The organism is Streptomyces sp. NPDC051677, from assembly GCF_044453465.1.
Lineage (GTDB): Bacteria > Actinomycetota > Actinomycetes > Streptomycetales > Streptomycetaceae > Streptomyces.
This window is the reverse complement of the sequence record NZ_JBITCT010000032.1, coordinates 109053-134845: the sequence shown is the minus strand read 5'-3', so window position 1 is coordinate 134845 and position 25793 is coordinate 109053. Positions and strand designations below refer to the sequence as shown.

24 protein-coding genes are annotated in these 25793 nt (G+C 70.3%); 7 read left to right on the top strand and 17 right to left on the bottom strand.

Annotated elements, in window-relative coordinates:
- Positions 1 to 80 precede the first annotated feature (80 nt).
- Positions 81 to 1256: a hypothetical protein gene (locus tag ACIBAF_RS31880; RefSeq protein ID WP_399467638.1), complete on the bottom strand. Its 1176-nt coding sequence runs from the start codon at positions 1254 to 1256 to the stop codon at positions 81 to 83.
- Positions 1257 to 1351: 95 nt separating this feature from the next.
- Positions 1352 to 1876 carry a SigE family RNA polymerase sigma factor gene (locus tag ACIBAF_RS31875; protein ID WP_399467637.1) on the bottom strand — a complete coding sequence of 175 codons (525 nt, stop codon included), beginning with the start codon at positions 1874 to 1876 and terminating at the stop codon, positions 1352 to 1354.
- Between the two features lie 247 nt (positions 1877 to 2123).
- Between ACIBAF_RS31875 and ACIBAF_RS31870 the strand changes: the two genes are divergently transcribed.
- The gene (locus tag ACIBAF_RS31870) at positions 2124 to 2297 is read left to right on the top strand and encodes a hypothetical protein (RefSeq protein ID WP_399467636.1); all 174 of its coding nucleotides are present in this window, start codon (positions 2124 to 2126) and stop codon (positions 2295 to 2297) included.
- 79 nt (positions 2298 to 2376) lie between these two features.
- On the opposite strand, the gene ACIBAF_RS31865 is transcribed toward ACIBAF_RS31870, so the two are convergent.
- A complete protein-coding gene (locus ACIBAF_RS31865) occupies positions 2377 to 3045 on the bottom strand; it encodes a DUF4097 family beta strand repeat-containing protein (protein ID WP_399467635.1) in 669 nt (222 codons plus the stop codon).
- Between the two features lie 240 nt (positions 3046 to 3285).
- Between ACIBAF_RS31865 and ACIBAF_RS31860 the strand changes: the two genes are divergently transcribed.
- Positions 3286 to 4080, top strand: coding sequence for a helix-turn-helix domain-containing protein (locus tag ACIBAF_RS31860; RefSeq protein ID WP_399467634.1), 795 nt, complete (start codon positions 3286 to 3288; stop codon positions 4078 to 4080).
- A 143-nt stretch (positions 4081 to 4223) separates the two neighbouring features.
- On the opposite strand, the gene ACIBAF_RS31855 is transcribed toward ACIBAF_RS31860, so the two are convergent.
- The 6 genes from ACIBAF_RS31855 to ACIBAF_RS31830 form a co-directional block, all read right to left on the bottom strand.
- A complete protein-coding gene (locus tag ACIBAF_RS31855) occupies positions 4224 to 5174 on the bottom strand; it encodes an NADP-dependent oxidoreductase (protein ID WP_399467633.1) in 951 nt (316 codons plus the stop codon).
- Positions 5171 to 5458 carry a DUF2218 domain-containing protein gene (locus tag ACIBAF_RS31850; RefSeq protein ID WP_399467632.1) on the bottom strand — a complete coding sequence of 96 codons (288 nt, stop codon included), beginning with the start codon at positions 5456 to 5458 and terminating at the stop codon, positions 5171 to 5173. Before ACIBAF_RS31850 ends, ACIBAF_RS31855 begins: the two co-directional genes overlap by 4 nt.
- Positions 5459 to 5841: 383 nt before the next feature.
- Entirely contained in the window at positions 5842 to 6210 is a 369-nt protein-coding gene (locus tag ACIBAF_RS31845) for a hypothetical protein (protein ID WP_399467631.1), read from the bottom strand.
- A 73-nt stretch (positions 6211 to 6283) separates the two neighbouring features.
- A complete protein-coding gene (locus tag ACIBAF_RS31840; protein ID WP_399467630.1) occupies positions 6284 to 7975 on the bottom strand; it encodes a hypothetical protein in 1692 nt (563 codons plus the stop codon).
- A gap of 319 nt (positions 7976 to 8294) precedes the next feature.
- On the bottom strand, positions 8295 to 8651 hold the full coding sequence (locus ACIBAF_RS31835; RefSeq protein WP_399467629.1) for a hypothetical protein: 357 nt from the start codon (positions 8649 to 8651) through the stop codon (positions 8295 to 8297).
- A 324-nt stretch (positions 8652 to 8975) separates the two neighbouring features.
- On the bottom strand, positions 8976 to 9569 hold the full coding sequence (locus ACIBAF_RS31830; protein ID WP_399467647.1) for a TetR/AcrR family transcriptional regulator: 594 nt from the start codon (positions 9567 to 9569) through the stop codon (positions 8976 to 8978).
- Positions 9570 to 9681: 112 nt separating this feature from the next.
- Here ACIBAF_RS31830 and ACIBAF_RS31825 point away from each other — a divergent pair, with 112 nt between their 5' ends.
- Complete coding sequence (locus ACIBAF_RS31825; RefSeq protein ID WP_399467646.1) at positions 9682 to 10695, top strand: NADP-dependent oxidoreductase; 1014 nt, start codon at positions 9682 to 9684, stop codon at positions 10693 to 10695.
- 792 nt (positions 10696 to 11487) lie between these two features.
- Here ACIBAF_RS31825 and ACIBAF_RS31820 read toward each other — a convergent pair.
- Positions 11488 to 12465, bottom strand: a complete 978-nt coding sequence (locus tag ACIBAF_RS31820; RefSeq protein ID WP_399467628.1) for a zinc-binding alcohol dehydrogenase family protein — start codon at positions 12463 to 12465, stop codon at positions 11488 to 11490.
- A 137-nt stretch (positions 12466 to 12602) separates the two neighbouring features.
- Here ACIBAF_RS31820 and ACIBAF_RS31815 point away from each other — a divergent pair, with 137 nt between their 5' ends.
- Complete coding sequence (locus ACIBAF_RS31815; RefSeq protein WP_399467627.1) at positions 12603 to 12947, top strand: ArsR/SmtB family transcription factor; 345 nt, start codon at positions 12603 to 12605, stop codon at positions 12945 to 12947.
- A gap of 334 nt (positions 12948 to 13281) precedes the next feature.
- Here the strand turns inward: ACIBAF_RS31815 and ACIBAF_RS31810 are convergent, their stop codons facing one another.
- From ACIBAF_RS31810 to ACIBAF_RS31780, 7 genes are all read right to left on the bottom strand, one after another.
- Positions 13282 to 13710 carry a hypothetical protein gene (locus tag ACIBAF_RS31810; RefSeq protein WP_399467626.1) on the bottom strand — a complete coding sequence of 143 codons (429 nt, stop codon included), beginning with the start codon at positions 13708 to 13710 and terminating at the stop codon, positions 13282 to 13284.
- 562 nt (positions 13711 to 14272) lie between these two features.
- Positions 14273 to 14428 carry a hypothetical protein gene (locus ACIBAF_RS31805; protein ID WP_399467625.1) on the bottom strand — a complete coding sequence of 52 codons (156 nt, stop codon included), beginning with the start codon at positions 14426 to 14428 and terminating at the stop codon, positions 14273 to 14275.
- A 79-nt stretch (positions 14429 to 14507) separates the two neighbouring features.
- Positions 14508 to 15128 carry a hypothetical protein gene (locus ACIBAF_RS31800; protein ID WP_399467624.1) on the bottom strand — a complete coding sequence of 207 codons (621 nt, stop codon included), beginning with the start codon at positions 15126 to 15128 and terminating at the stop codon, positions 14508 to 14510.
- Positions 15129 to 15690: 562 nt separating this feature from the next.
- Entirely contained in the window at positions 15691 to 16473 is a 783-nt protein-coding gene (gene narI / locus ACIBAF_RS31795; protein ID WP_399467623.1) for a respiratory nitrate reductase subunit gamma, read from the bottom strand.
- On the bottom strand, positions 16470 to 17261 hold the full coding sequence (narJ, locus tag ACIBAF_RS31790) for a nitrate reductase molybdenum cofactor assembly chaperone (RefSeq protein WP_399467622.1): 792 nt from the start codon (positions 17259 to 17261) through the stop codon (positions 16470 to 16472). Before narJ ends, narI begins: the two co-directional genes overlap by 4 nt.
- The gene (gene narH, locus ACIBAF_RS31785) at positions 17258 to 18784 is read right to left on the bottom strand and encodes a nitrate reductase subunit beta (RefSeq protein ID WP_399467621.1); all 1527 of its coding nucleotides are present in this window, start codon (positions 18782 to 18784) and stop codon (positions 17258 to 17260) included. Before narH ends, narJ begins: the two co-directional genes overlap by 4 nt.
- A 1-nt stretch (position 18785) precedes the next feature.
- Complete coding sequence (locus tag ACIBAF_RS31780; protein WP_399467620.1) at positions 18786 to 22484, bottom strand: nitrate reductase subunit alpha; 3699 nt, start codon at positions 22482 to 22484, stop codon at positions 18786 to 18788.
- A 338-nt stretch (positions 22485 to 22822) separates the two neighbouring features.
- Between ACIBAF_RS31780 and ACIBAF_RS31775 the strand changes: the two genes are divergently transcribed.
- The 3 genes from ACIBAF_RS31775 to ACIBAF_RS31765 all read left to right on the top strand — a co-directional run bounded on the left by ACIBAF_RS31775 (position 22823) and on the right by ACIBAF_RS31765 (position 25381).
- Positions 22823 to 22999: a hypothetical protein gene (locus ACIBAF_RS31775; protein WP_399467619.1), complete on the top strand. Its 177-nt coding sequence runs from the start codon at positions 22823 to 22825 to the stop codon at positions 22997 to 22999.
- 319 nt (positions 23000 to 23318) lie between these two features.
- Positions 23319 to 23660, top strand: a complete 342-nt coding sequence (locus tag ACIBAF_RS31770; protein ID WP_399467618.1) for an ArsR/SmtB family transcription factor — start codon at positions 23319 to 23321, stop codon at positions 23658 to 23660.
- Positions 23657 to 25381 carry a SulP family inorganic anion transporter gene (locus tag ACIBAF_RS31765; protein ID WP_399467617.1) on the top strand — a complete coding sequence of 575 codons (1725 nt, stop codon included), beginning with the start codon at positions 23657 to 23659 and terminating at the stop codon, positions 25379 to 25381. The genes ACIBAF_RS31770 and ACIBAF_RS31765 overlap by 4 nt, the downstream gene beginning before the upstream one ends.
- The last annotated feature ends 412 nt before the right edge of the window (positions 25382 to 25793 follow it).

Genomic DNA, 25793 nt, shown 5'->3' with positions numbered 1-25793 from the left:
GTCACCCGCAGCCGCCTCGGACGCCTCGTCCGACAAGGCTTCCTCACCCAACCCGGACGAGGTCGCTACGAGAAACGGACTTAACGTCCACTGAGTTCTTCGATGGTGATGAGGGGTGTGACACCGCTGCGTTTGGACGTGGGAGTGGGTGCGTTGTAGGCGGTGAGGGACATCCGTAGTCCGTTCACACGGAGTGCGTCGGCCCGGAGTTGGACGACTCCCGGCTGCCGGCCGGCGGCTTGCAGGGTGCCCACCTTCGTGCCGTCGGGCAGGGTGCGGTTCCAGAATTCCTTGTCACCGGCGATCCGGGTGGCCTGGATGTAGGTGCGCCGGCCGGTGGTGCGGTCGATCACCACGACGTGTCCCTCGGATTCTGTGCCGCCTTCGGAGGTGACGTGGAGGCGCTGGGGCAGGAGCGTTTTGAGGAGGGGGAGGATGTCGCCCGGTTCGGCCTCGGCGCCCGGCTTGAGTGTGCCGAGCGAGACGGCTTCGCCGTCGCCGGTGAGGGAGGCGTCCACGAACATGGCCAGGTAGCGCAGTTTGCCGGGGTTCATGCGGGGGTTGCGGCTGACGGACGCAGCCTCGGTCTGCTGGGCCGCCGGCAGGTTGTGGGTGGTGACGTCGATGAGGTATCCGTTGGGCGAGAGCATGGTGACGGCCCATTCCTTGACCCCGCCTGCCTTGCCCGCTTGGGTGTAGCCCTTCACGGCCCGGTTGTCGGGCTGTTGTGTGCATTCCTCGTAGGGGGAGTCCTTCGCGGGCGGGCAGGTGATCAGTTTCTTGAGGGCGGGTTGGGCCGGGTCGACGCGGCGCACCGAGAGCGTGACCATGGCCGCGCCCCAACTGTCGTCGAAGTCGATGGTGGCGGTGGCGGGCAGGTCGCTGTCGTTGCTGCCCGTTGCCTTGAAGCTTGGGTGTGCGACGGCGATTCCGGCCTGGTTCATGCCGTTGCGCAGGATGTTCTTCATCTCCTGGGCGGCGACGGCGAAGTGTCGGTAGGCGCCTGTGGGCCGTGGCGTCGCGGCCTGCTCGCCGCGGACCGGGCCGTCACCGCTGTGTGGGGCGTTCAGCCGGAGTCCGGCGGTGGCCACGAGGACGACGGCCAGTGTGCTGCCGGCGACGACGCCGGCCCGGCGGCGGCGGGCCAGCCTGCGCCGACCGCGTGTGAGGCTGCCTTCGGCGAGGGAACGCCGGTCGGTGGTGAAGGAGCCCGCGGTGCGGCGGAGCGCGTGGGCGAGTTCGTCTTCGAAGTCCATGGGGTGAGCACCGGTTCCTTTCATGGTGCGGAAGGGGGGCCCGGCTGTTCGCCGCGGGAAGGCGTGAGCAGTGGGGGAGGGCGGGGGCGGGGCGGTCAGGCGTGCGTGGTCAGTTCGGCGATGCTGCCCAGTTGCTCGCGGAGTTTGGCCAGAGCCCGGGTGGAGCGGGTGCGTACGGCGGCGGGGCTGACGTTCATCGCGTCGGCTGTCTCCTGCACGCTGCGGTCTTCCCAGTAGCGCAGGACCACCACGGCCCGGTCCTTGGGCGGCAGTTCCCGCAGGGCTGCCAGCAGCGCGAGGCGCAGGGCCGGGTCGTCCGCGCTGTGCGGGGGCGGGGTGTCGGGGAGATCGGCCAGGGGGCGTTCGGCCGCGGAGTAGCGGCGCCGCTGGGTGATGAACGTCCGTACGAGAACGGTCTGCGCGTAGGCCGCGGGGTTGTCGATGCGGGACATCCGACCCCAGCGGGTGTACATCCGGCTGAGCGTCTCCTGCACCAGGTCCTCGGCGAGGTGGGTGTCTCCGCTCGTGAGCAGGGCTGCGCAGCGGTGCAGGTGTCCGGCGCGCGCGGCGGCGAACTCCATGAACTCATCCGTCCGGGACCTGGTCCGGGACTTTCTCATTCCATCCCTCTCATGCCGTCTGGTCGGCCTACATCTCTCCGACGCGGTCGGCTGGGGAAAATGTTTCACGTCAATTTTCGGGTGGGCCCCGGGCTGGTCGGGCCGCCCGTGCCTGAAGGCCGCAGACGCCCAGGCTGCCAGCACCGCCGTGCAGGTTCTCGCCGTGCACGCTCTCGGCCCGAACGGCTCGGCGTGCTGTCGGAGTTGCAGTCGGCGGTGTCTGCCGGTACGGGCTGGTGGGCGGCCGTTGAGCGGGCAGCCCCCGACGTACCAGGCGGTGGCGGGCCGTCCGTGGTTGCCGTTGGTGGCGGCCGATCTCGGCGCCGGGGAGCGGGCGGCCGCGCGAGGGCCGGTCGTCTCCGCTCCGCCCGCCCCCGACTCCGCCTCGCCGGGCGTCGGCCGCAGACCTCCGCGGCCCTAGGCGGAAGCCGACCGGGCGCGGTCGGCTCACCCCGCCCGGGCCGCGGAGGGCAAGCTCGGAACTCGTGGGCTGCGGGCTGCTAGAGGCTGCGGGCGGTGATGTCGCCGTAGGCGGTGGTCGCGTGGATGGTGAGGCCGGCGGCGGCGCCGTCGGTGTTCGAGAGCGTGTTCTGGATCCGGCCGTACCCGGTGCCGGCGTCCAGGGTGGCGGAGACGCCGCGGGCGGCGTGGATGGACACGTCGCCCTGCTCGGTGCGCAGCGTGACGTTGCCGTGAACGGCTTCGGCGACGGTCAGGTCGCCCTTCTGCGTGCTGATCTCGGCGTCCCCGCCCAGGCGACCGACCGAGATGTCGCCGGCCTGCAGGACGAGGCGGGCCCCGGCGGTCTCGTCGAGCTTGACCGGGCCCTGCGCGCTCTCGTAGGCGACGTGGCCGAGCCGTCCGACGCCCCGGAGCTCGGCGCCGGCTGCCTTCGCCTCGACGCGAGAGCCGGCGGGCAACTGGACGGTCACCTCGACGGCCCCGGAGGCGCCGAGGATCTGGTTCTTCGCCGGGGTCTCGATCCGCAGGACGCCGTCGGAGTAGGCGACCTCGGTCTGCTGTGCGGCTTTCACGTCGCGGCTCTTGGAGGCGTCGGCGGGAAGGACCTCGACCGTGGTGTCGGGCCGGTCGGCGGCGATGAACCGGATGCGTCCCGCGGGGATGTCGAGGACGGCGGAGATCGGGGCGGAGGTGTCGAACTTCTGCATCGTGGGCTCCTTCAGCTCTTCGGATCGTTGTTTCCGATGAGGGAAAAGCTACGTTGCGTTCAAGGAAGCTTCAACAGTTTCGTTGCGCTGAATTGCCATCGATGCAGGTAGAAGCCGTAAAACCGTTGCAATGGTTTGAGATCTAACGCAACAATCGCAACCCGTTGCGTTGCAATGGATTGACGGTGAAGGCTATGCTGAAGGTGTTGGGCAGCACAGAACAGCACGAAGGAGACCGCGATGCCGGGAGGCAGGCTCACACAGCAGGAGCGTCAGCAGATCGCGCTGGGACTGGCCGACGGCCTCGCCTATGCCGAGATCGCCAGACGACTCGACCGCCCGACCTCGACCGTCACACGCGAGGTGATGCGCAACGGCGGCCCCACGGCCTACCGCTCCGACCTGGCCCACCGCGCCACCGAACGCCGCACCCGTCGCCGCAGGCCGATCGCGCCCCCGGGGTCGCAGGCGCCCGAACAGGCCCACGGACGCGACGCCGAGGCTGTGCGGGAGTACGAGGAGACCTTCACCACCCTCCTCATGCACCAGGGCCTGCCCAAAATGATGTCCCGGGTGCTGACCTGCCTCTACACCACCGACGCAGGCAGCCTCACCGCCTCAGAACTCGTCCAGCGCCTCCAGGTCAGCCCCGCCTCCATCTCCAAGGCCGTCGCGTTCCTCGAAAGCCAGGGCCTCATCCGCCGGGAACCAGGCGAACACCGCCGCGAGCGCTACGCCGTCGACGACGACGTCTTCTACCAGTCGACGATCGCCGCCGCCCGGGCCAGCGCCCAGCTCGCCGAGACCGCACGGCAGGGCGTGAACGTCCTCGGCCGTGACACGCCGGCTGCCGCCCGCCTCGAGAACATCGCCCGCTTCGTCGACTTCGTCGCCGAGGGCATCACCCGAGCCGCGGAGCAGGCCCGCGAGGTCCTCCACACAACAGCCGAAACACCCTCGGCCGCCACCGGCACCGCCACCGCCACCGCCGACCCGAGTCCGGACCACGGCTTGAGTGATCGCGTGTCGCGATGATCACGCGAATCCGCCATCACGTCCACATCCGGCGGGCCGCCGGCAAGGCGGGCTCCCGTGTCGTCGCCGAGGCCGCCGCTCGCGGCCATGAGGTCGGCGCCGTGGCCCGGGACGCCTCCCGGTCCGATGGGTGTCTCGCAGAGTCAGAGGAGGATGACCCGCTTGCCGCGAACGTTGCCGGAGCGGGCGCGGGCCACAGCTCTGGGCGCGTCGGTCAGGGGGATTTCGGCGTCGATGGTGACGCGGAGTCTTCCGGCGGCGGTGAGGTCGGCGAGGGCTTCCAGTTCGGCCCTGCTGGGGTCGGCGGTGAGATTGACGGCGTGGATCTCGCGGGCGGCCAGCGCGTCGACGTCAGCGGCGTGGTTCGTGCTGATGTACCGGCCGCCGGGCTTGAGCAGGGCGGCCAGCGTGTCGACGCCGTCCTCGCCGGGGTGGGTGACGAGGTCGAGGACGGCGTCGATGCCGTCGGGGTGGGCGGCCAGTACCTGGTCGGCGGTCGGTGCGGCTGTGAAGTCGATGGTCTCGTCGGCGCCGAGGGCGAGCAGGCGGCCGGCGATGTCGAGCGTGGCGGTGGCCAGCACCCTCGCTCCCTCGTTCGCGGCGAACTGGATCGCGGACTGCCCGACACCGCCGGAGGCGCCGTTGATCAGGAGGAGATGTCCGGGGGCCAGACGAGCGGCCTCGATGGCCTGATACGCGGTGACGCTGGCGGTGGGCAGCGCGGCGGCGATGGGGAAGGGCAGGTCGTCGGGCATGCGGGCGATCCTGCCGTGTTCGGCGGCCAGGGCGTACTCGGCGTAGGAGCCACGTCCGTGGGCGAGGTTCATGAACTGGCCGTAGACGGTGTCGCCGGGCCGGAACAGGTTCACCCCGGCGCCTACGCGTTCGACGGTGCCGGCGCCGTCGGAGCCCATGACGAGGGGGAAGACATGCTCGACGAGGCCCTGGAGGGCGCCGTCGGCCACTTTCCAGTCGAAGGGGTTGAGCGCGGCGGCGTGAAGCCGGACGAGTACCTCGCCCGGGCCGGGCTCGGGTATGGGCAGCTCCGTCAACTGCGGGTCGGCGCCGAAGTCGGTGATCACGACCGCCTTCACGGCCGCTCCCAGGTGACGGTGAGTTCGTTACGGCGGCCGAAGCGTTCGAGGTGGCTGCCCACGACGTCCTGGACGGCGGTGAGCGCGGAGGCGTCGGGTGCGACGACGCGGATGAGCAGGTGATCCGTGGCGGGTTGGAGCAGCACGTCGGTCTGCTGGAAGGTGAGGCGGTGTCCCCCTTCGGGGGTCTCCTCGGTCGGGATCTTCCGGCCGAAGTGGGAGGCGAGTTGCTTGGCGTAGCGGGAGGCGGCATCAGTGCTGGCGCGGCCGAGGGAGGTGGGCATGGCGTGACTCCAGATGCGGGGAGGGGCGAGCGAACGGCCGGGTCGGCGGCCCGGACGAAGTGGACCATTACCGACCTGTGTTTCAAGCTTGAAACGTCCTCTGGTTGACCATAGCCTCGCGATGTTCAAATTTGGACCATGTGGGAGGTGTCATGGATCACACGGAGGCCGGCCGGGATGCGCAGGCGCCCCCACGATCGCGGCAATGTCGCGCTCGTGCGCGAGCCGCTCATCGACGTCTCTCACCACGGACAGATCGGCACTGGAATCCCCGTATGCGCCGGACCGACGGTGGGCGCACTGTGGCGTGTGACCTTTGTGCGGCCTGCCGTGACCTGTCCGCCTGCCGCCGTGTCCCTCTCTTCAGCCCGCCGTGAGCGGATTCAACCGCCGGCGACCAGCCCGGTGACGAGCGCCAGTACATCGGTGAGCAGTGCCGCACTGGTCGGGTGACTCTCTATCGCCTGGGCCAGGCTGACCCGTGCCGTGCGCAGGCGGCGCAGGAAGGTCGGCCGGTCGGACGGCCCGGAGCCGGCGAGTGCGTCGTCGACCTGGGCGAGCGCATCGGAGAAGTCCTGGCGGGTGCCGGGGTCGGACTCCCGCGGCAGCGCCTCACGAAGGACGGCGACCAGGTCGCGCAGGGCTTGCACCTCTGGGCTGTCGCCGGTCTTCGTCGCGTTGACCTGGACGACCTGATACCCGCCTGCGATGTTTCCGTGCTGCACGCCGCCGGAGATGCTCACTCCGGTCACACGAGGTTCCTCGGGGGTGTTCATGCAGTCCTCTCATCGCGGCAGGGACAGATGCCTGGAAAAGAAAGGGAGTTCAGGCCGGAGGGGAAGGATGTGCTGCCGGAGCGGCGGGAGGCTGCCCGGCGGCGGGAACGGCACCGTGGTGGACGGTGGTCTGGTTGGTCTGCTCCACCGAGTGGCCGGCTCCGGCGATGGAGCCGCTTTGCACTCCGCCTGTGTTGATCACGCCCGCGTTGAAGACCTGGCTGACCCGGGCCGAGAACTCGTCGCTCTCCAGGCCCTTTTGTTCGAGTAGGTCCTTGATCGAAGACACGAGACGGTGCTCGACGGATTTGATGTAGCGCTCGATGTCCAGACGCTGGAACAGGTTGTGGGGGTGCCGTTCGGCGACCTCCTCGCGCAGCGCATTGATGTGCATCGGCGCCGCCGGCACGTCCCAGCCCTCAGCTTGAGCCTGACTGCGTTCGGCCACCGGCGTTGCCGGCCTCCACACCAGCCGGAAGCGACGCAGCAGCAGCGCCGTCTGTGCGGGCCAGGCGCGCAGTATGTCGCGCGGGATACAGAACGCTGCAGCCCACATGCCCGGGGCGATGGTCCGGATCGATCGACGGTAGCGGCGCTGCACGGGAAGCAGGACCCTGACGCTGGCCTCGAGGTAGAGGATGTCGCCGTCAGTGGTGGCCCGCACGAACGTCGTCGTACTCAGGTCCTCCTCCCAGCTGCCGACACGGATGCCCAGCATGTGGCGGGCCTCCTCATCCTCGTCGGCCAGGACGTCGACAGCCGGAGCTCTGCCGATCAGAGAGGGATGCCCGTGGGGCGCGAAGACGTAGTCCCGCAGGGTCAGCTGCTGCAGCCGAGCGCCTCGACGCGGCTCGATCGCCTGAAAGCGCTGCATTCCCTCGCGGATGGCGTCAACGACCTCCGTGTGCACCAGCAGGGGGCCGCTGTGTTCCGCGGGCGGTTTGACGAGCCGAAGATGCGAAGCGCTCTGCTCGGGCGCCGTGGGCTTTCGGCGCAGGTGCGTGGCGAACGACCATGCCGGGAACTGCTCAAGCTCCTCGCCTGCGCCGTAGAAGGCGTCATCGGCGTATTCGACATGAGCCAACAGTTCCAGCTCCGCCAGGCGCCGCAGACCACGAGAGGTGCGCGTCTCGACGTGTCTCCACAACACCCAGTCCAACCTGGGGCGCAGACCGGGGGCCCGGCGGATCTCCTCCCAGCGGCGTCGCCGCACCGCTCGCTCCGCGGCCGAGACCACGCCCAGCGCCGCCGGCAACCCCGCGAGCATCCAGGTACCGGTGACCCGGGCGGCCTCGGTCAGGGCAGCGGACGGCGCCTGCCCCCACGAGCCTCCCGCAGCCGACCACACGGCGAACCCCAGCAAGGCGGCGTACAAAGCCCAGGACGACACGACGACCGACGTCAGCGACGCCAGCGCCAGCCGCCGGACCACGGAAGGCTTCTGCCCGGTGCGCCGCCACCGCGTCCTCCATAGCCGCCGCAACCGGACCGCGGTGGCGACGTACAAGAAGAACAACGCGGAAAACGGCTCCACGCACAGCGCCACACCCAACACCGCCACGGCCGCCATCTCGCGTGCGGCGTCCAGGCGTTGAGCCCGCACACAGTGCCAGGCGACAGCACACGGGTCCACACCGTAGGCCGGAGGCAAGAACCGCTCAGAAGGCGACACCAGACGCAGCAGCATCCCGTCGCGGAACGCACGGTGGTTGTAGGCAGCCGCGCACAGGAACCGCGTCACCCGGCTGGGGCCGCTCGGCCTGTCTGCCTCGCCGCCCGCTGCCGCCGGTACGGCCGGATGCACCTCGGCCTGCCCGGCCCGTGACGCCGCCACCACCTCACCCCCTGATCCAACTGGCCGACGTCGTGCTCTGTTGGCGCAGTGCGGTGTCAGGCCGGTCGCAATTTGTACAACCATCCGCACAGTCTGTACAGGGCGGCCCCGGGCGGATGACACGAATCGAGCCACCTCTGTCGACCGCCACCGCGCGGTCACGCTGATGGGCCGTCAACTGCTCCTGCGGAGGGGGGCGTCGACACCTGCCGGTCGACCACGGCTCTCAGGGACCCCAGCGGTCCGGCTCACCCGGCCGCAGGCCCGGCAACAGGATTTGGTTCTCCCGCACGATGCTCTGTACGTCCAACCATGCCCCGTACACCGCGGCAAGGTGCGGGCCACCGCTCCCCGCCATGACCTGGTCGCGGTACCCGTGCATTTCTGACGCCGGCATCCTGCCCACCCAGCCGACGTACTCAAGGAGCGTCATCCCACGGTTACGAGCGTCCTCGGCGAGAACGTCCCGCTGGCTGTCGTCGAGCAGGTGGACCCGCTCCGCGTGGACTCTGAAACGGGTTCGGCTGCCATCGGGTGACTCTTCGACGGTCCAGCCATCGTTGTCGTTGCGTCGAGTGGTCATGGTCACGATTATGTGTCCGCTCCCAGCGCACAGTCACCCCTTCAACGTGGCACTGACCGCCGGACACCACCCAACCAGCATGCAAATCAGCCCTGTTCGGGCTTCGAGTCGAGCAAAGGCCCAGCTCGGGATCGGCGCCGGCGCCATCGGAGCATCCACGGTCCGCATGGCGGACGCGCAAACCGGCCAACCGCCCCAACAGCAGCCCTGGGCGGCCGAAGAATGCTCAACGGACAGCCCCGGATCGACTGGCTTCCGAACTCACTCATGAACGACACCCGTTTGCTCAGCACGCGGCCGAGTTCGCCGGTCCGCGCGACGGTGTCAGCTACGGGCCCGAGGGCGGCGTTCTCCCTCGGCTTCGCTGCTCTCTGCGCTCGCCAGAATCGCGCTCGCGACGACATCGAAGAGGTGATCGGAGCGTGGGGTGAACGAAGCTTGATCGCCCAGCCAAGCCAGCGCCGCTACCAGCGCAAACAGGTCGGTGCCGTCGATGTCGGTCCGTGCCGCGCCCGCGGCCTGAGCACGGGCGAGGAGCCGGGTGCCCGCGGCGCGCATGGTGACGCACGAAGCATGGAGTGCGGACTCGGCGTCCTCGATGGCGGCCGCCATCAGTGCCACGACGCCCCGATACTCACGTGCGCAGGTGACGCAGTCGCGTAGCCACGAAACCAGAGCATCTTCGGGTGAGTTCGACGTTGCGAGTTCGCCTGCCGTTGCCGTCAGCTCGTCGAAGCGCGTGCGGAGCAGGGCGTCGAGCAGCGCCTCGCGCGTCGGGAAGTGACGGAGCAGCGTCGCCAGCCCTACGCCGGCCCTGCGTGCGATGTCGCGCAGCGATGCGTCGACGCCGTGCTCGGTGATGACGGCGCCCGCAACGGCGAGTACGTGGTCGTGGTTCTTCCTGGCGTCGGCCCGCATCTGCCCCTCTTGACTATCCGGATCAGTGATCCATATGATCTGGACCAGTGATCCGGATAACCGGATCACTGGTCCGATCAGCGTATCCCGCGGCGCGGGCAGGAGAAAAATGATGCCGACACGCACGATGGGGGCGATCCGCCTGCAGGAGCACGGCGGCCCCGAGGTGCTGCGTCATGAGGTGGTCCCGGTTCCCGAGCCGGGCCCGGGTGAAGTGCTCGTCCGCGTGCACGCGGTGGGCGTCAACCCTCCTGACTGGTACATGCGCGAGGGAATGCCCGACGTGCCTCCCGAGCTCAAACCCCCGTTCGACCTCCCCCTGATTCCGGGGACCGACGTCTCAGGCGTCGTGGAAGCCGTCGCCGCCGACGCCCGTGGCTTCGCGGTCGGAGACGAGGTGATCGGCCTTCTGCGCTTCCCCAGCGCTCTCCAAGGCAGCGCGTACGCCGAATACGTCACCGCGCCGGCGTCCGACCTGGCCCGCAAGCCGACTGGCATCGACCACGTGCACGCCGCCGGCCTGCCCATGGCGGGGTTGACGGCATGGCAGTTCCTGATCGAGCTCGGGCACGACCACCCCTCGCCGTTCCAAGAGGCCCGGCACCGCCCGATGGCACTCGCCGGCGGGACCACGGTGCTCATCAACGGCGCTGCCGGTGGCGTGGGGCACTTCGCTCTCCAGTTGGCCAAGTGGAAGGGAGCCCGCGTCATCGCCGTGGCCTCCGGCGCCCACGAGACGTTCCTGCGCGACCTCGGCGCCGACGAGTTCATCGACTACACCAAGGACCGGCCTGAGGAAGTCGCCCATGACGTCGATCTCGTCCTGGACGCCGTCGGAGGCCCCGACAGCAGGCGCTTCCTATGCACCCTCAAGCGCGGCGGGTCCCTCTACCCGGTGTACTTCGGCGAGTTCGACGACGAGGAGAACGCGAAGCTGGGCGTCACGGTCACGGCCACCCAGGTCCGCTCGAACGGTGCGCAGCTCGCCGAGCTGGGACGCCTGCTCGACGCGGGCACGGTCCGCGTGGCGATCGACAGCACATTCACGCTCGCGGATGCCCGGGCGGCGCACGAACGCGCCGCCCGGGGGCACCTCCAGGGCAAGATCGTGCTCACGGTCGCGTAGGACGAGCCTCTTCGCCGACGCGTCCGGCGCTCGTCCTCGGGACATCGCAGCCTCGGCCGCCGAACCCTCCGGGTCAGCGTGCTGCGCGGCGCGGTTGCGATACGGGTGAAGGGGTTGCGGACGGGGTCCAGGCGGTGGACCAGGTCAGCAGTGCAGTCGCGCAGGCGGGGCAGGGGGATGCGGGTTCGCGGGGGAGTCGGGCATCGGCGGCGAGGAAGCGGTGGGCCTGCGGCGACCAGGTCGCGCTGAGCGTGATCGGTACCGGGAAGATCGGAGCTCCTTGAGGTCCTCGGGCATCGGTGGAACGGCGACGTGCCCTTTCCGCGGGTCGTCCTCCTGGCCGCGGGAGAACTCCCAGGTGTTGTACGTCCGAGGAAAGCGATGAAGAACGGCCCGAGGAACTCGATCGTGGCCGTAGCGCCCAGGGGGATGTGGCTCACCGCCTCGTAGAACGCGAGATGGTGACCCGCCAGAAGCGCTCCGGCGCCGATGACCGTCCCTCAGGCGCCCTTCAGCGAACGCGGAGCCAGCCGGCGCGGGTGCCACAGCAGGCACAGCAGGCACAGGAGGACGCCGGCGATCAGCAGTCGCAGGAAAGCGACACCCGCGACGCCCACTTGTGGGTAGACCCGGGGTGCTCGGCCGCACCGAACTGGATTCCGCAGACGCCCCCCAGGACCAGCCCGGGCGCGGGGATCTTCCCCATGGCCGCGGTCGGTCCGCAGGCGGTGTTGTTCTCATGCATCGGGGTGACGGAGTCCCTGTTGATTCGTGAGGCGGTGCGGGTGGCGCTCAGTCGGCGATGCGGAGCAGCAGCTTGCCGGTCGAGGTGCGACCGCCCATCAGTCGGTGGGCGTCGGCCGCGTCCGACAGCGCGAACTCCGCCGTGACCGGAAGGTTCACGGTGCCGTTGCTGACGGTGCGGAAGGCGCGTTCGGCCAGGGCGCGCAGCGCGTCGGGCGCGGACTGCGCCAGCGCCAGGATGGAGAAGCCTCCGACGGACAGGCCGCGTGCGTAGAGCTCGGGCTGGCCCACGTGCCAGGGCTCGGCTCCGCTCGCGTTGCCGAAGGAGACCAGGCGTCCGTAGACGGCCAGGGCGTCGAGGCCGCGGCGCAGCGTGTCCCCGCCTACCGGGTCGAGGACCAGGTCGACGCCCCGGCCCGCGGTGGCGCGGCGCACGTCGTCGTCGAAGGTGTCGGCGCTGAACACCTCGTCGTAGCCGTGCTCGAGCGCGTGCCCGGCCTTGGCCGACGAGGAGACCACGCCGTACACCGCCGCGGCGCCTGCCGCCCGGGCCAACTGGCCGGCCACCGTGCCGATACCGCCCGCCGCGCCGTGCACGAGCACCGTCTGTCCCGCGCGCAGCCCTCCCGCCTCGTGGAGCAGGGCATGCGCGGTCGGCACCACGGTGGGCAGGGTGGCGGCGGTGCGCAGGTCCATGCCCTCCGGGAGCGGGAAGACGGTGGCGGTGTCGGCGACGACCACCTCGGCGTAGGCGCCGCCGCCGACCAGCGCGGCGACCTCCTGGCCCGGGGCGAGGCCCTCGACGCCGTCACCGACGGCCCGGATCCGCCCGGAGACCTCCAGGCCGGGGCGGAAGGGCAGCGACTGCACCCGGTAGCCCTCGGCGCGTGCCTTGAGGTCCGCGAAGTTCACGCCCGCGTACGCGGCGTCGATGCTCACCTGTCCCGGCCCCGGCTCGGGGGTCTCGGCCTGCATGACCCGCAGCACCTCGGGGTCGCCGTACTCCTGGAACTCGACTGCACGCATGAGTGGGACGCACCTTCCGACAGAGTGTTCAACGGGAATCGAACACCGGGACTGTAAGATATTCATCGAACACAATGCAAGCGTGCGCTTTGGATCAGTGGCGCCGCGGTACAGGTGTGCATGGCGAGGGGAAGGGCATGTCGAACGAGGCCGCAAGTGGCGGTCACCGAGCGGCGCCGGTCCACACGGACCCGGAGGATGTGACCGTCCTGTCCGCGCTGTCCGCGGTCGCCGATCCGGTGCGCATCCAGTTGATCCGCGAACTGGCGGGCTCCGCCGACTGGACCCGCAGCTGCGGCAGCTTCGACGTGCCCGTCGGCAAGGCTGCTCTCAGTCACCACTTCTCCGTCCTGCGCGGAGCCGGCCTCGTCGAACAGCGGGACGAGGGGGCCAGGCGGCTCAACCGGCTGCGCCGCGAGGAGTTCGAGGCGCGCTTTCCCGGGCTGCTCGACCTCCTGATCCGCGGTGACGGCTCGGAGTGAGCCTCCCTTCGGCTGTCCGCCACTCATGGGGCGGAGCCGAAGCCCGCTCGTTTCCCGGCAGCCTCCTGGGGGTCGGCACCTCGGTACGGCAGGTGGTTCGCGCCGACCGCTTCCTGCGCTTCGGCGAGGACAACGAGATCTCGGGGAATTATCGTTGCCGGCGCGCACGCGGGCTCCGCCGTCCGGCGTGCAGCACGCCGGGAGGGTGTGCGCCGCACCTTGTGACGTGGTGCTCGGCGACGATCGGCCTGGACGCGTCTCGGGAAGTCTCGCCCCGTCAGAGCGCGTCCTCCCGCCGGCAGGCACGACTCGTACACCCCGGCGGGAGGAGAGTTCACCAGACGCGGCTGCAGCCCGAGGGGGCCCGCTCCGGGTAGTAGTTGCACACGTTGATCTGTACGCCGTCCACGTTGGACAGCGGGGTGCTGTACGTTCCGTTGACCTTGACGCGCTTCTGAGAGGTCCAGCTCCACTGGCCGTTCTGGTACTTCCAGTAGCTCAGGTAGAGGCCGCCCGCCCAGCCGTCGCCGGGGCACTTGTCCCGGACGGTGATGTTGAAGTAGGCGTTGTAGGTGTCACGTCCCTGGGCGTTTCCGGTCCAGGCGTAGCTGTAGGTGCCCCCGGCGTCCGCGCAGCCGTTGTTGCTCTCGCCGTAGACGCTGGCCGCCTGCGCCGTGCCCGAGAAGGCGACGGTGGCCACGGCGGCCAGGGTCACGCCGATGCCCGCTTTTCCGATCCGCGATGCCAAACCCGTCTTTTCCACTGGTGCTCCCTTGTGTGAGCCGTGCGCTGTGGTGTGAGCGCTTGGACGGGGAACAGGCTTGCCGACGCCGGAAGAGCAGCACAGTGAAACCACGTGTCCCGGACAGGAGCGGGCTGTCCGGGCTGGTCGCAGCCTTGTCCGAACCTCGGCTCGGACAGCGAGCCATGACGGAACGCGCGGATGTCTCTTGGGCAGGAACGCCGCGAAGTGACGCACCTGGGGTGCCTGGGGGAGTTGCCGAAGCGGCTGAGGTCGCGCGGACCCGTCGATCCGAGGGACTCCACGGCTTCCGGAGCGTCCATGCTCGCGGTCCCGGGTGGCCGTTGCCCAGGGCGGTTGAACAACGGCACAGTCGGCTCAGTCGCGGGTCGGCGGCGTGTAGAAGTCGCCGACGGACGTCCAGATGCCGTTCTTCACGACCATGCGCTGCATGCTGCGGTGCCGAAGTGGTCGCCGGCGCTGAATTTCATCACCGGCGACACCCCGGGTCCACATCGCACGCCTTCCGGTACGCCGCGGTGATGGACCGGGACGCGACGGGCCCCTTGACGGCCCTCGCGATCTAAGCGAACACCTTCGCGTTGCTCCAGCCCCACAGGGCGAGGAACCCGGCCGGTCCGGCCGGGCTCGTACTTGGCCATCTCATCAACGGCTCGTGGAAGCCGAAGACCCGCATGGCCTGACGCACCCGGCCGCGCTCCGGCAGAACGTTGACCACAGGTCCGCGCGACGAGTCCCGCCCCCATGGCGTTCAGCTGCTGCAATGACGCGGGTGCGGCCGACCGGAAGCCTCTGACTCAGGCGGACTGCGAGGACTCCTCGGCAGATGCGGCCGGCGCAGTGGCGTCGGAGGCGGTGTAGAACACGGACGAGCCCTGCTTGGTTCGCTGTGCCTGGTTCTTGGCCACGAGCCCTTCCAGCGTCGTACGCACCACGGTGGTCTTGACCCCCCGCTCGGGATGCTGCTGCCCCAGCGCGGTGCTGATCTCGGCAGCCGAGCGGGGCTCGTCCTGGCCGGCCAGGTGTGTCCGCACCAGCTCCACCAGCGTGGGCGCAGCCGGCTGTGCGGCTGATTGCGCGTCGGTGGCCTTCTTGCCGGTCCGCTTCTTCGCCGGTGCGCTCTGCTTGGTCTTCGTCTTCTCGTCCGCGCCGGATGCCGCCGCGGTCTTCTTGCGGGGCGCGGGCACCGGTGCGACAGGCTCGGCCGCGGGTGCATCGGACGTCGCGGGCCCGCCGAGGGCCTGCTGCAGGTTCACCAGCACGGTGTGATCGTGCCGCATGGCAGCCAGCTTCTCCTGCAGCGCTTCGATCTCACCGCTGAGGTGTTCCTGTTCCTTGAGGTTGCGTTCCAGGTCGCCTGCCACCTGGGTGCTGTACTGGGAGGTCAACTCGGTGGTCTGGGCAGTGGTTTCGGACATGACACTCACACCTTTCCTGGGTTCCGCCGCCGATGAGCGGCGCGTTCATGGCGTACGCGATACCAAAGATTCATGCTGTGCAGCCCGCTGGCGCGGGTGCAGAGACAGTCACTGTCGCATAGCTGCGTTGTAGCGATAGTACGGAAGACGGCCGCGTTGTTCTCTGCTGTATGGCTGAGAAGGGAAGAGTTGGTGATGCGATGCAGCCTTCCGGTGTGCCTCGTCGGTGTCGCGTTGACGGTGCCAGGGGTGCCAGGAGTGCCATGAGTGTCCGCACAGGCGGGCGATGACAGTCATGTCAGCGGCGTCGCCGGACAGGTCGGTGTGGGCTGCCGGCGCCGGGGTCGTCAGGCGTTCTGCTGTCGCCCGGGCGGTGGGCAGTTCGAGCCGGCAGTCCCGGGCCTGCTACTGCCACACCTCGACGCCCCGGTACAGACGCATGCCGCGCAGACGGCCGGCCGACAATCGGGCGCCGCCGTCGCCAGGTCCGTCCGGCGGCTCGCGCCCACTGCATGCGTGCGTCGGGCGCTCGTGGCGTCCGGCGCACGCACGGGTTGGTGACTCATGCGGCTCGCCGGGAGCCGGAGGCCGACCGGCGTCGCCCCGCGACTGTCGGGGCCGTGGCTGTGGTGGCTCGTCGCCGGTAGACCAGGTACGGCCGGGCGAGGTATCCGATGGGAGCGCTCCATGCGTGGACCAGGCGGGTGAACGGCCAGGCGGCGAAGAGCAGGCAGGCGGTCAGGGCGTGCAACTGGAACAGCAGCGGGGCGCCGGCGATCGCCTCGGGCCGCGGCTGGAGGACGAACAGGCCGCGGAACCAGACGGAGACGGTGGAGCGGTAGTCGTAGCCGGCGCCGAACACGTTGTGTGTGGCGGTGGCCGTGATGCCCAGCAGGACGGTCGCGGACAGCAGCGGGAAGAGCAGTTTGTCACTGCGGTCGGTGCCGAGCCGGATCGACCGCGTCAGCAGCCGACGAGCGCACAGCATGCCGAGTCCGGTGACCATGGCGACGCCTGCCACGGAACCAGCCCAGACAGCCATGGTGTGGTAAGCGTGCTCGGTGATGCCCACGGCCTCGGTCCAGGCATCGGGAACCGCGAGGCCCACGACATGTCCGGCGATCACCATGAAGGCGCCCAGATGGAACAGCGGGCTGCCCCAGCGCAGCCAGCGGTGTTCGAGGAGCTGGGTGGTGCGCGAGGTCCAGCCGAACTGGTCCTTCCGGTAGCGCCAGACATGCCCGACGACGAACACCGCGAGGCACATGTAGGGAACGGCGACCCACAGGAGGAGGTCGGCGCCGCTGGTGGACGCGGCGGCCAGGGGGGTGGGCGCGGCGTTCATCGGGGGCCTTCCGTACGGCTGGTCGGAGCGGGCGGCAGACAGGTCGGCGGGGCAGGCGCCGGCGGCACGAAGGCGCTCGGGGGTGCGAACTCGCCGTCTCCATAGGCGCCGTAGGGATCGAGGCCGACCTCTTCATTCGGCGGGCCCTCGGCGACGAGCTGGGCGACCGCGGCGCGGTCGGCCTCGGTGGGCGGCGGCAGCAGAGTGAGCAGCGCGGCCAGGACGTGCCGGTACGGGGAGTCGGCGTCGGTCAGCGCCTGGTGGATCAGCTCCAGTCCGCGTCGGTGCTGGCGCAGTGGCGCCTCGCCACCACCCGGGCCTGCAAGGGCGGCGAACTCCAGCACGACCGGCAGGTGGTCGGGCAGTTCGCCGCCGTCGGTGTCCCAGCCCGCGGCCTTGTACCGCTGGTTGAGGGTGAGCAGGGCCATGCCCCGGCGGCGGGTGTCGCCGTGCAGGTAGTAGGTGAGGTAGAGGCTGCTGCTGCGGCGCAGGTCGAACGTCTCGACGTAGTGTCGCTCCAGCGCCTCGGGGGCCTGTGCGCCGAACCAGTCGGTGAACCGGGCCAGGTGCTCCGCCGCCGGCGTGGCCGGAAGGGCTTCCACTACGGTCGTCAACTCGGCCCGGCCTGACGTCAGTTCGGAGTCGGGGTACTGCAGGAGCAGCGACACGAGTCGCAGTGTCAGGGCTCGGCCCGCCGTCTCTTCGGGTGTGAGCCGGGACGGGCGGCGTACGGCTGCCCGGACGCGGGTGCGGACCAGGGCGGGAATCGTTGAGGGCAGCGGGCTCACGGACGTCCTCCGGCAGTGGTGTCGCGGCGCAGGGCGGGGATGCCGAGCATGACCTTGCGGGGCTCGGCGTCGCCGGACGTTTCGACCGGGCAGCGGTTCTCCATCGCGGTCAGGGCGGCTGCGTCCTCCTTGTGGGCCGCGGGGACGACGTACCGGTCGGCGTACTTGGCGACGGCGAGGAGGCGGTGCAGGTCCTCCGCCTCACGGGCGGTGAGCCCAACGGCCGTCAGCGCGGTCTCGTCGCCGGACTCACCGAGGGTGCGTCCGCGCATGTACGAGCGAAGCGCGGTGAGTTTCATCAGCACGCCGGCGACGACGTCGGTGTCTCCGGCGGTGAACAGTTCCGCCAGGTACTCCAGCGGGATGCGCAGCCGGGTGACGGCGGCGAAGACGTGGTCGGGGTCGTCCTGGTCGCCGCCCGCCGCGTCGACGGCGTCGAGGACGGGAGAGAGGGGCGGGACGTACCAGACCATGGGCAGCGTGCGGTACTCCGGGTGCAGCGGCAGCGCCACTTTGTAGCGCATGACCAGGTCGTACACCGGGGAGCGGCGGGCCGCGTCCAGCCAGTCCTCCGGGATACCCGACTCGCGTGCCGCCGCGCGCACTTCGGGGTCGTGCGGATCGAGGAACACTCCGCGCTGGGCGTCGAGGAGGTCCTTCTCGTCCGGAGTGGCGGCGGCCTCGCCGACGCGGTCGGCGTCGTACAGGAGCAGGCCGAGGTAGCGGAGCCTGCCGACGCATGTCTCGGAGCAGACGGTGGGCTGTCCGGCCTCGATGCGCGGGAAGCAGAAGGTGCACTTCTCGGCCTTGCCGGTGGCGTGGTTGACGTACACCTTCTTGTACGGGCACGCCGTCACGCACATCCGCCAGCCGCGGCAGCGGTCCTGGTCGACCAGGACGATGCCGTCCTCGACCCGCTTGTACAGCGCGCCCGACGGGCAGGCTGAGACGCAGGCCGGGTTGAGGCAGTGCTCGCACAGGCGAGGCAGGTGGAAGAGGAAGGTCTGCTCGAACTCGAACTTGACCTTCTGCGCCCACTCGCCGGTCAGGTTGGGGTCGCCGCCGGCGTTCTCGGGGGCGCCGCCGAGGCCGTCTTCCCAGTTGGCGCCCCAGGCGATGGCGGTGGGCTTGCCGGTGAGGACCGAGCGGGGCCGGGCGACGGGCATGTCAGGACCGGCCGGCGCGCTGACCAGGTTGTCGTAGTCGTAGGTGACCGGCTCGTAGTAGTCCTCGATGGACGGCAGGTCGGGGTTGGAGAACAGCGACAGCAGCCGCTTGAGCCGGCCCCCGGAGCGCAGGACTAGCCGTCCGCGCTTGTCGAGCATCCAGCCGCCCTTCCACTGTTCCTGGTCCTCGTAGCGGCGCGGGTAGCCGACACCCGGCTTGGTCTCGACGTTGTTGAACCAGGCGTACTCGACGCCGGTGCGGTTGGTCCACGTCTGCTTGCAGGTGACCGAGCAGGTGTGGCAGCCGATGCACTTGTCGAGGTTCATCACCATCGCGATCTGTGCCATCACTCGCATCTCAGTACTCCACTTGCTGGCTGCGGCGGCGGATGACGGTGACCTCGTCGCGCTGGTTGCCGGTCGGGCCGTAGTAGTTGAAGGCGTAGGTGAACTGGGCGTAGCCGCCCGCGAGGTGGGTGGGCTTGAGCAGCAGCCGCGTGAGGGAGTTGTGGATGCCGCCGCGCTTGCCGCTGACCTCGGTCTTCGGGACGTTCACGGTGCGGTCCTGGGCGTGATGCATGTACACCGTGCCCTCGGGCATGCGGTGGGTGACCACGGCACGGGCGGCGACGACGCCGTTGCGGTTGTACGCCTCGATCCACTCGTTGTCCTTCACGCCGATCTTCTCGGCGTCGCCGGTGGACATCCAGATCGTGGGTCCGCCGCGGGACAGGTCGAGCATGTACTTGTTGTCCTGGTAGTTCGAGTGGATGGACCACTTCGAGTGCGGGGTCAGGTAGCGGACTGTGACCTCCGCCCGGCCGTCCTCGCGCAGATACTCGTCGCCGTAGTGCCGGGGTGCGTTCAACGGGGGCCGGTAGACAGGCAGTTGCTCACCGAGTTCGGTCATCCAGTCGTGCTGGACGAAGAAGTGCTGGCGGCCGGTGAGGGTGTGCCAGGGCTTCTTGTGCTCGGTGTTGATGACGAAGGGGGAGTAGCGCCGACCGCCGGTCTCGCTGCCCGACCACTCGTACGAGGTGATGACCGACCGGGGCTGGGTGCGGGTGTCGGCGAAGGTGATCCGCTCGGCCTCGCGTTCGGCGGCGAGTTCCGCCAGGCCCTCGCTGCCGGTCCGCCGCTCCAGTTCGCGGAAGCCCTCGGTGGCCAGTCGGCCGTTGGTGGTGCCGGACAGGGCGAGGATCGCCTCGCACATGTGCGACGCGGTGGCGAGGGAGGGCCGTCCGGCGGCGACGCCGTCCCTGACGGTTCCGTTGCGGTGCCGGAGGTCGTCGATCTCCTGGTTCGGGTGGACGGTGACGCCCTTGGTGGTGGTGCCCAGCGTGTCCAGCAGCGGGCCGACGGCGCGCATCTTCTGCGCGATGGCGGCGTAGTCGCGTTCGATGACGACGAGCTTGGGCATGGTGCGCCCGGGGACCGGCTCGCACTCCCCGTTCCGCCAGTCCCGCACCACGCCGCCGGGCTGGGCGAGCTCGTCGGGGGTGTCGTGCAGCAGCGGCACCGCCAGGACGTCGGTACGTGTCCCCAGGTGCTCGGCCGCCAGTTCGCTGAACCTGTCGGCGATCGTGAGGAAGCTGTCGTAGTCGGTGCGGGCCTGCCAGGGCGGTGCGATCGCGGGGGTGAAGGCGTGCACGAAGGGGTGCATGTCCGTGCTGGACAGATCGTCCTTCTCGTACCAGGTCGCGGCCGGCAGGACGACGTCGGAGAGGAGGCTGGTGGAGGTCATCCGGAAGTCCATGGTGACCAGGAGGTCGAGCTTGCCCTCGGGCGCCTCCTCCCGCCACACCACGTCCTTCGGCCGGTGCTCGGGCGGGGTCTCCTCGGAGCGGACCGCCGCGTCCGTGCCGAGCAGGTGGCGCAGGAAGTACTCGTTGCCCTTGCCGGAGGAGCCGAGCAGGTTGGCCCGCCACACCGTCAGGACGCGGGGGAAGTTGGCGGGGTCGTCGGGGTCCTCGGCGGCGAACCGCAGCCGCCCGGACTTCAGCTCGTCCACGATGTGCTCGGCGACGGGACGGCCCGCGGCGGCCGCCTCGTCCGTGAGGTCGAGGGGGTTGCGGTTGAAGCCGGGGTGGCCGGGCGTCCAGCCCAGCCGGATCGCCTGAGCCAGGCAGTCGGCGAACCCCTTGCCCTTGAACCGCCCTTCGCCGAGCGGGGAGGCCAGCTCGTCGGGCCCGAACGCCTCGTAGCGCCACTGGTCGGAGTTCAGATACCAGTACGACGTGCCGGCCATGTGCCGGGTGGGTCGCTGCCAGTCGAAGGCGAACGACAGATGCTGCTGCCCGGTGACCGGGCGGACCTTCTCCTGGCCGACGTAGTGGGCCCAGCCGCCGCCGTTGACGCCCTGGCAACCGGTCATCGTGATCAGGGCCAGGAAGGCGCGGTAGATGGTGTCGGAGTGGAACCAGTGGTTGGTGCCGGCACCCAGCGCGATCATGGACCGGCCGTTGGTGCGCTCGGCGTTGCGGGCGAACTCGCGGGCGATGCGGGCCGCCTGCTCCGCCGGCACGGACGTGACCGTCTCCTGCCAGGCGGGTGTGTACGGCTCGGTCGCATCCTCGTACGACGACGGCCAACTGCCCGGCAGGCCGGGGCGGGAGACGCCGTACTGCGCCAGCATCAGGTCGAAGACCGTGGTGACGAGCTGCCCGCCGATCCGCTGGACGGGCACCCCGCGCACCATGACCGAACCCCCCTCCGTGGGGCCCTCGTCGAACCGGGGCAGCACGACGGGCGCCGTGTCCTCGGCGGATTCCAGCAGGCTCAGCTCGGGCACGACCTCACCCAGGTCAAGGTTCCAGCGGCCTCGCCCGGCCTCCCCCCACCGGAAGCCGAGCGAGCCGCCGGGGACCACCGGTTCGCCGGTGGCCCCGTCCAGGAGGACTGTCTTGAACTCGGCGTGTTCCTCGTCGCGGCCGAGATCGGCGGCGGTCAGAAACCCGCCCGGGACGAGGCCATGGGCGCTCTCCCGGAGCGTCACCAGAAACGGAGCGTCGGTGAACTTGCTCAAGTAGTCCTGGAAATAGGGAACTTCGCGGTCGACGAGGAACTCGCGCAGGATCACGTGCCCCATCGCCATCGCCAGCGCGCCGTCCGTGCCCGGGTGCGGGGCGACCCATTCGTCGGCGTGCTTGACGTTGTCGGCGTAGTCGGGGCTGACCGCGACGACCTTGGTGCCGTTGTAGCGGGTCTCGGTGAGGAAGTGCGCGTCCGGGGTGCGGGTGACGGGGATGTTGGAGCCCCACATGATCAGATAGCCGGCGTTCCACCAGTCCGCCGCCTCGGGGACGTCGGTCTGGTCGCCGAAGACCTGCGGCGAGGCGATCGGCAGGTCGGCGTACCAGTCGTAGAAGGACAGCAGTGTGCCGCCGATCAGTGAGTGGTACCGGGCGCCGGCTGCGAAGGACGCCATCGACATCGCCGGGATCGGGGAGAAACCGGCGACGCGGTCGGGACCGTAGGCCTTGACCGTGTGTACCTGGGCGGCGGCGACCAACTCGGACACCTCGTCCCAGTCGGCGCGCACCAGGCCGCCCTTGCCGCGGGCCCGCTTGTAGGCGCGGGCCTTGGCCGGGTCGCCGGTGATCTCGGCCCAGGCCGCCACCGGGTCGCCGAGCCGCTTGCGGGCCTCGCGCCACAGCTTGAGCAGCGCGCCGCGCACATACGGGTAGCGGACCCGACTGGGGGAGTACGTGTACCAGGAGAACGAGGCCCCGCGCGGGCAGCCGCGCGGCTCGTACTCGGGGCAGTCGGAACCGATCGACGGGTAGTCGGTGGCCTGGTGCTCCCAGGTGATGATGCCGTCCTTGACGTACACCATCCACGAGCAGGAGCCGGTGCAGTTCACGCCGTGGGTGGAGCGCACGACCTTGTCGTGGGCCCACCGGTCCCGGTAGAAGCCCTCCCACTTACCGTCGTTCTCGCCGAACACGGCGCGTCCGTCGGCCGACACCTCACGGCGGGTGAGCAGCCTGCGGGCGGCCAGCGGCCAGCCCTCACCGGCGCTCGCCGCCCGACGCCGTGCGTTCTGATCGTTCTCCATGGCCGGGAACGCTAGGCGGAGCGGGCCCTGGCCCACCTGGGGCCGACGGTCCCGGCCGGATGGCCGTCCGGCCCACTCCGGGGCGGGACTGTCGGCCCTGTCGGGGAAGACCATCGGCCGCCGCGCCGCCCACCGCCGCCGGTGGATGCTGACGGCGACCGATCCGGAGGCAGTTCCGTGCACGACCACATCGACCGCGCCCAAGGCCGATTCCACCGCTGTCGCTCGCGGTGGGTACCGCGCACGGTCCGGCCCGGCCATCGTCCGGCCGCCCGCCTCGTCTGCCCTGACTCCAGGGCGGCCGGACACAGCACGCGGGCGCTGGGAAGGGCCGGGCGATGAGCGCCGCCGCCCACGCCGTCCGCCGTCAGCGGCACGACGCGGGGGAGCACCCGTTCATCGTCATCTGGGAGTCCACCCGGGCCTGCCCACCGGCCTGCCTGCACTGCAACGCCGAGGCCGTGCCCGACCGCGACCCGCGCGAGCCGGACACCGGGCCCTGTTCGTTCTGGTGATGCTTGCCGCGGCCGGACACTGAATCGTCCACGCCGGGGGCCGCGCGGACCTGGCGCGGGCCCGGGCGGTCTTCGCCCTCGTGATCACCACCGAACCCTGCTGGACGCAGCCACCGTGGAGTCGCTCCTGGCAGCCGCCGCGGCACCGTCGATCCACAACGCCCAGCCCTGCTGATCCAGCCGACCCGCCCTTCAGTTCTGCTGAATTGCTAAATTTCGCAATTGGTTAGATGCTGTGTTTGCTGAGTTCGCAGGTAGCCGCGGGTCCAGCCTTTCGCGCCCGCCCTCACGGCGGGGCTCGTAGAGGAAGCCGAGGGTCGTGTCCGTTCCGCTGTACCAGGCCAAGGCCGAGTTCTTCCGGATGCTGGGGCATCCCGTACGGATACGGGTGCTGGAGCTGCTGCAGGACGGGCCGATGCCGGTGCGGGACCTGCTGGCCGCCATCGAGGTGGAGCCCTCCGGCCTGTCGCAGCAACTGGCGGTGCTGCGCCGCTCAGGGATCGTCGCCTCGACACGGGAGGGGGCGACCGTCGTGTACGAGCTGGCCGGTGGGGACGTGGCCGACCTGATGAAGGCCGCGCGGCGGATCCTGACCGAGATGCTGTCCGGGCAGGGCGAGCTGCTCGCCGAGCTGCGGGAAGCCGAGGTCGCCGCGCGATGACCTCGCAGATCAGCCGGGTCTGGGCCCGGATCGTCGCATTGTCGCCCACCCGCGCCGATCTGGCGGAGATGCGCCGCGATCCTCGTCGGGACCTGCTGGCCGGGCTGACCGTGGCCGTCGTGGCGCTGCCGCTGGCCCTCGGCTTCGGCGTCTCCTCCGGGCTCGGTGCGGAGGCGGGACTGGCGACCGCGGTGGTCGCGGGCGCGCTGGCCGCGCTCTTCGGCGGATCGAATCTGCAGGTGTCCGGGCCGACCGGCGCCATGACGGTGGTCCTCGTCCCCATCGTGGGCGAGCACGGGCCGACGGGTGTTCTCACGGTCGGTCTTATGGCCGGCGTGATGCTGGTGGCGCTGGCCGCGCTGAAGGCCGGCCGCTACATGCAGTACATTCCCGCCCCCGTGGTCGAGGGCTTCACCCTCGGCATCGCCTGCGTGATCGGTCTGCAGCAGGTCCCGAACGCCCTCGGCGTGGCCAAGCCCGAGGGCGACCGGGTGCTGGTGGTGACCTGGCGGGCCGTCGAGGAGTTCGTCCGGTCCCCGAACTGGACCGCTCTCTGCCTCGCCGCCGCGGTTGCTTTGGTCATGCTGGCCGGGGCGCGGTGGCGGCCGACCGTTCCGTTCTCCATCCTGGCCGTGATCGGCGCGACGGTGGTCGCAAAGGCCGCCGGACTGGACGCGGCGAAGCCGATCGGTGACCTGCCTCAAGGCTTGCCCGCGCCCTCGTTGTCCTTCCTGGACCTGGGCGCTCTGGGTTCCCTGCTCGCCCCGGCCGTGGCGGTCGCCGCCCTGGCCGCTCTGGAGTCCCTGCTCTCGGCCTCGGTCGCCGACGGCATGACGGTCGGACAGCGACACGACCCCGACCGGGAGCTGTTCGGCCAGGGCCTCGCGAACATCTTCGCCCCGCTCTTCGGCGGCGTCCCGGCCACGGGCGCGATCGCCCGCACCGCGGTCAACGTCCGCACCGGCGCGAGCTCCCGCCTCGCCGCCCTCACCCACGCCGCGATCCTCGCCGCGATCGTCTTCGCCGCGGCGCCCCTGGTCTCGCAGATCCCGCTCGCCGCCCTCGCCGGCGTCCTGCTGGCCACCGCAGTCCGCATGATCGAGGTCGGCTCGCTGAAGGCCATGGCGAAGGCCACCCGCTCCGACGCCCTGATCCTCGTCCTCACTGCCGTCGCGACCCTGGCCCTGGACCTCGTGTACGCCGTGATCATCGGACTGGCCGTCGCGGGCGCCCTCGCCCTGCGCGCGGTGGCCAAGCAGGCCCGCTTCGACCAGGTGCCGCTCGACCGGGGCGACCACAGCGCCGAGGAACACGCCCTGCTGGCCGAGCACATCGTCGCCTACCGCATCGACGGCCCGCTGTTCTTCGCCGCCGCCCACCGCTTCCTGCTGGAGCTGACCGACGTCGCCGACGTCCGGGTCGTCATCCTGCGCATGTCCCGGGTGTCGACGATGGACGCCACCGGCGCCCTCGTCCTGAAGGACGCCGTGGAGAAGCTGCGGCGCCGCGGCATCCTCGTCCTCGGCTCCGGGATACGCACCGGCCAGCGCCAGGTCCTGGACTCCGTCGGCGCATTGGACCTGCTGCGGCACGAGGGCCGGGAGTACGCCACCACCCCCGAAGCGATCCACGCCGCCCACCAGCACCTGCAGACAGCCGGAGTCCTGCCCGTCCCGACTTCCCGGAAGTCCCGAACCTCCGACGAGGAAGCCCTGCGATGAGCACCGCCCCCGCCACCCGCGCCACCCGCCGTAGGGTCGAGGTCTCCGGCGGGGAGGCCCGAGGGGGCAGTCGCGCTCGGTGTTCGTCGGCGCCGGCTGATGGGCATGGCCGCCGAGGGACGTTTTTCAGCATGCGGGGGTACGCCGCAGCGCGGGCAGGAGTTGTCCGAGCAGCGTCGGCGGTGGGGTGGCAGTCGGGGGTGCCCCTGACGCAAGAACCTCCCTCACACAACCTCACGAATTGCTAATATTGGCAATTCTTGAGGTTGTCACCGCTTGATTCGGCGGCACGGTTCCTCACCGTGAGTTCGGTGCTGCCGGTGCCGCGCGCGAGGATGGGCCGCATGTTCTCGACGAGTGGATGGATGCGAGGCGCCGAGGCCCGGCCGGAGACGCCGTGTCGCTGTACCGG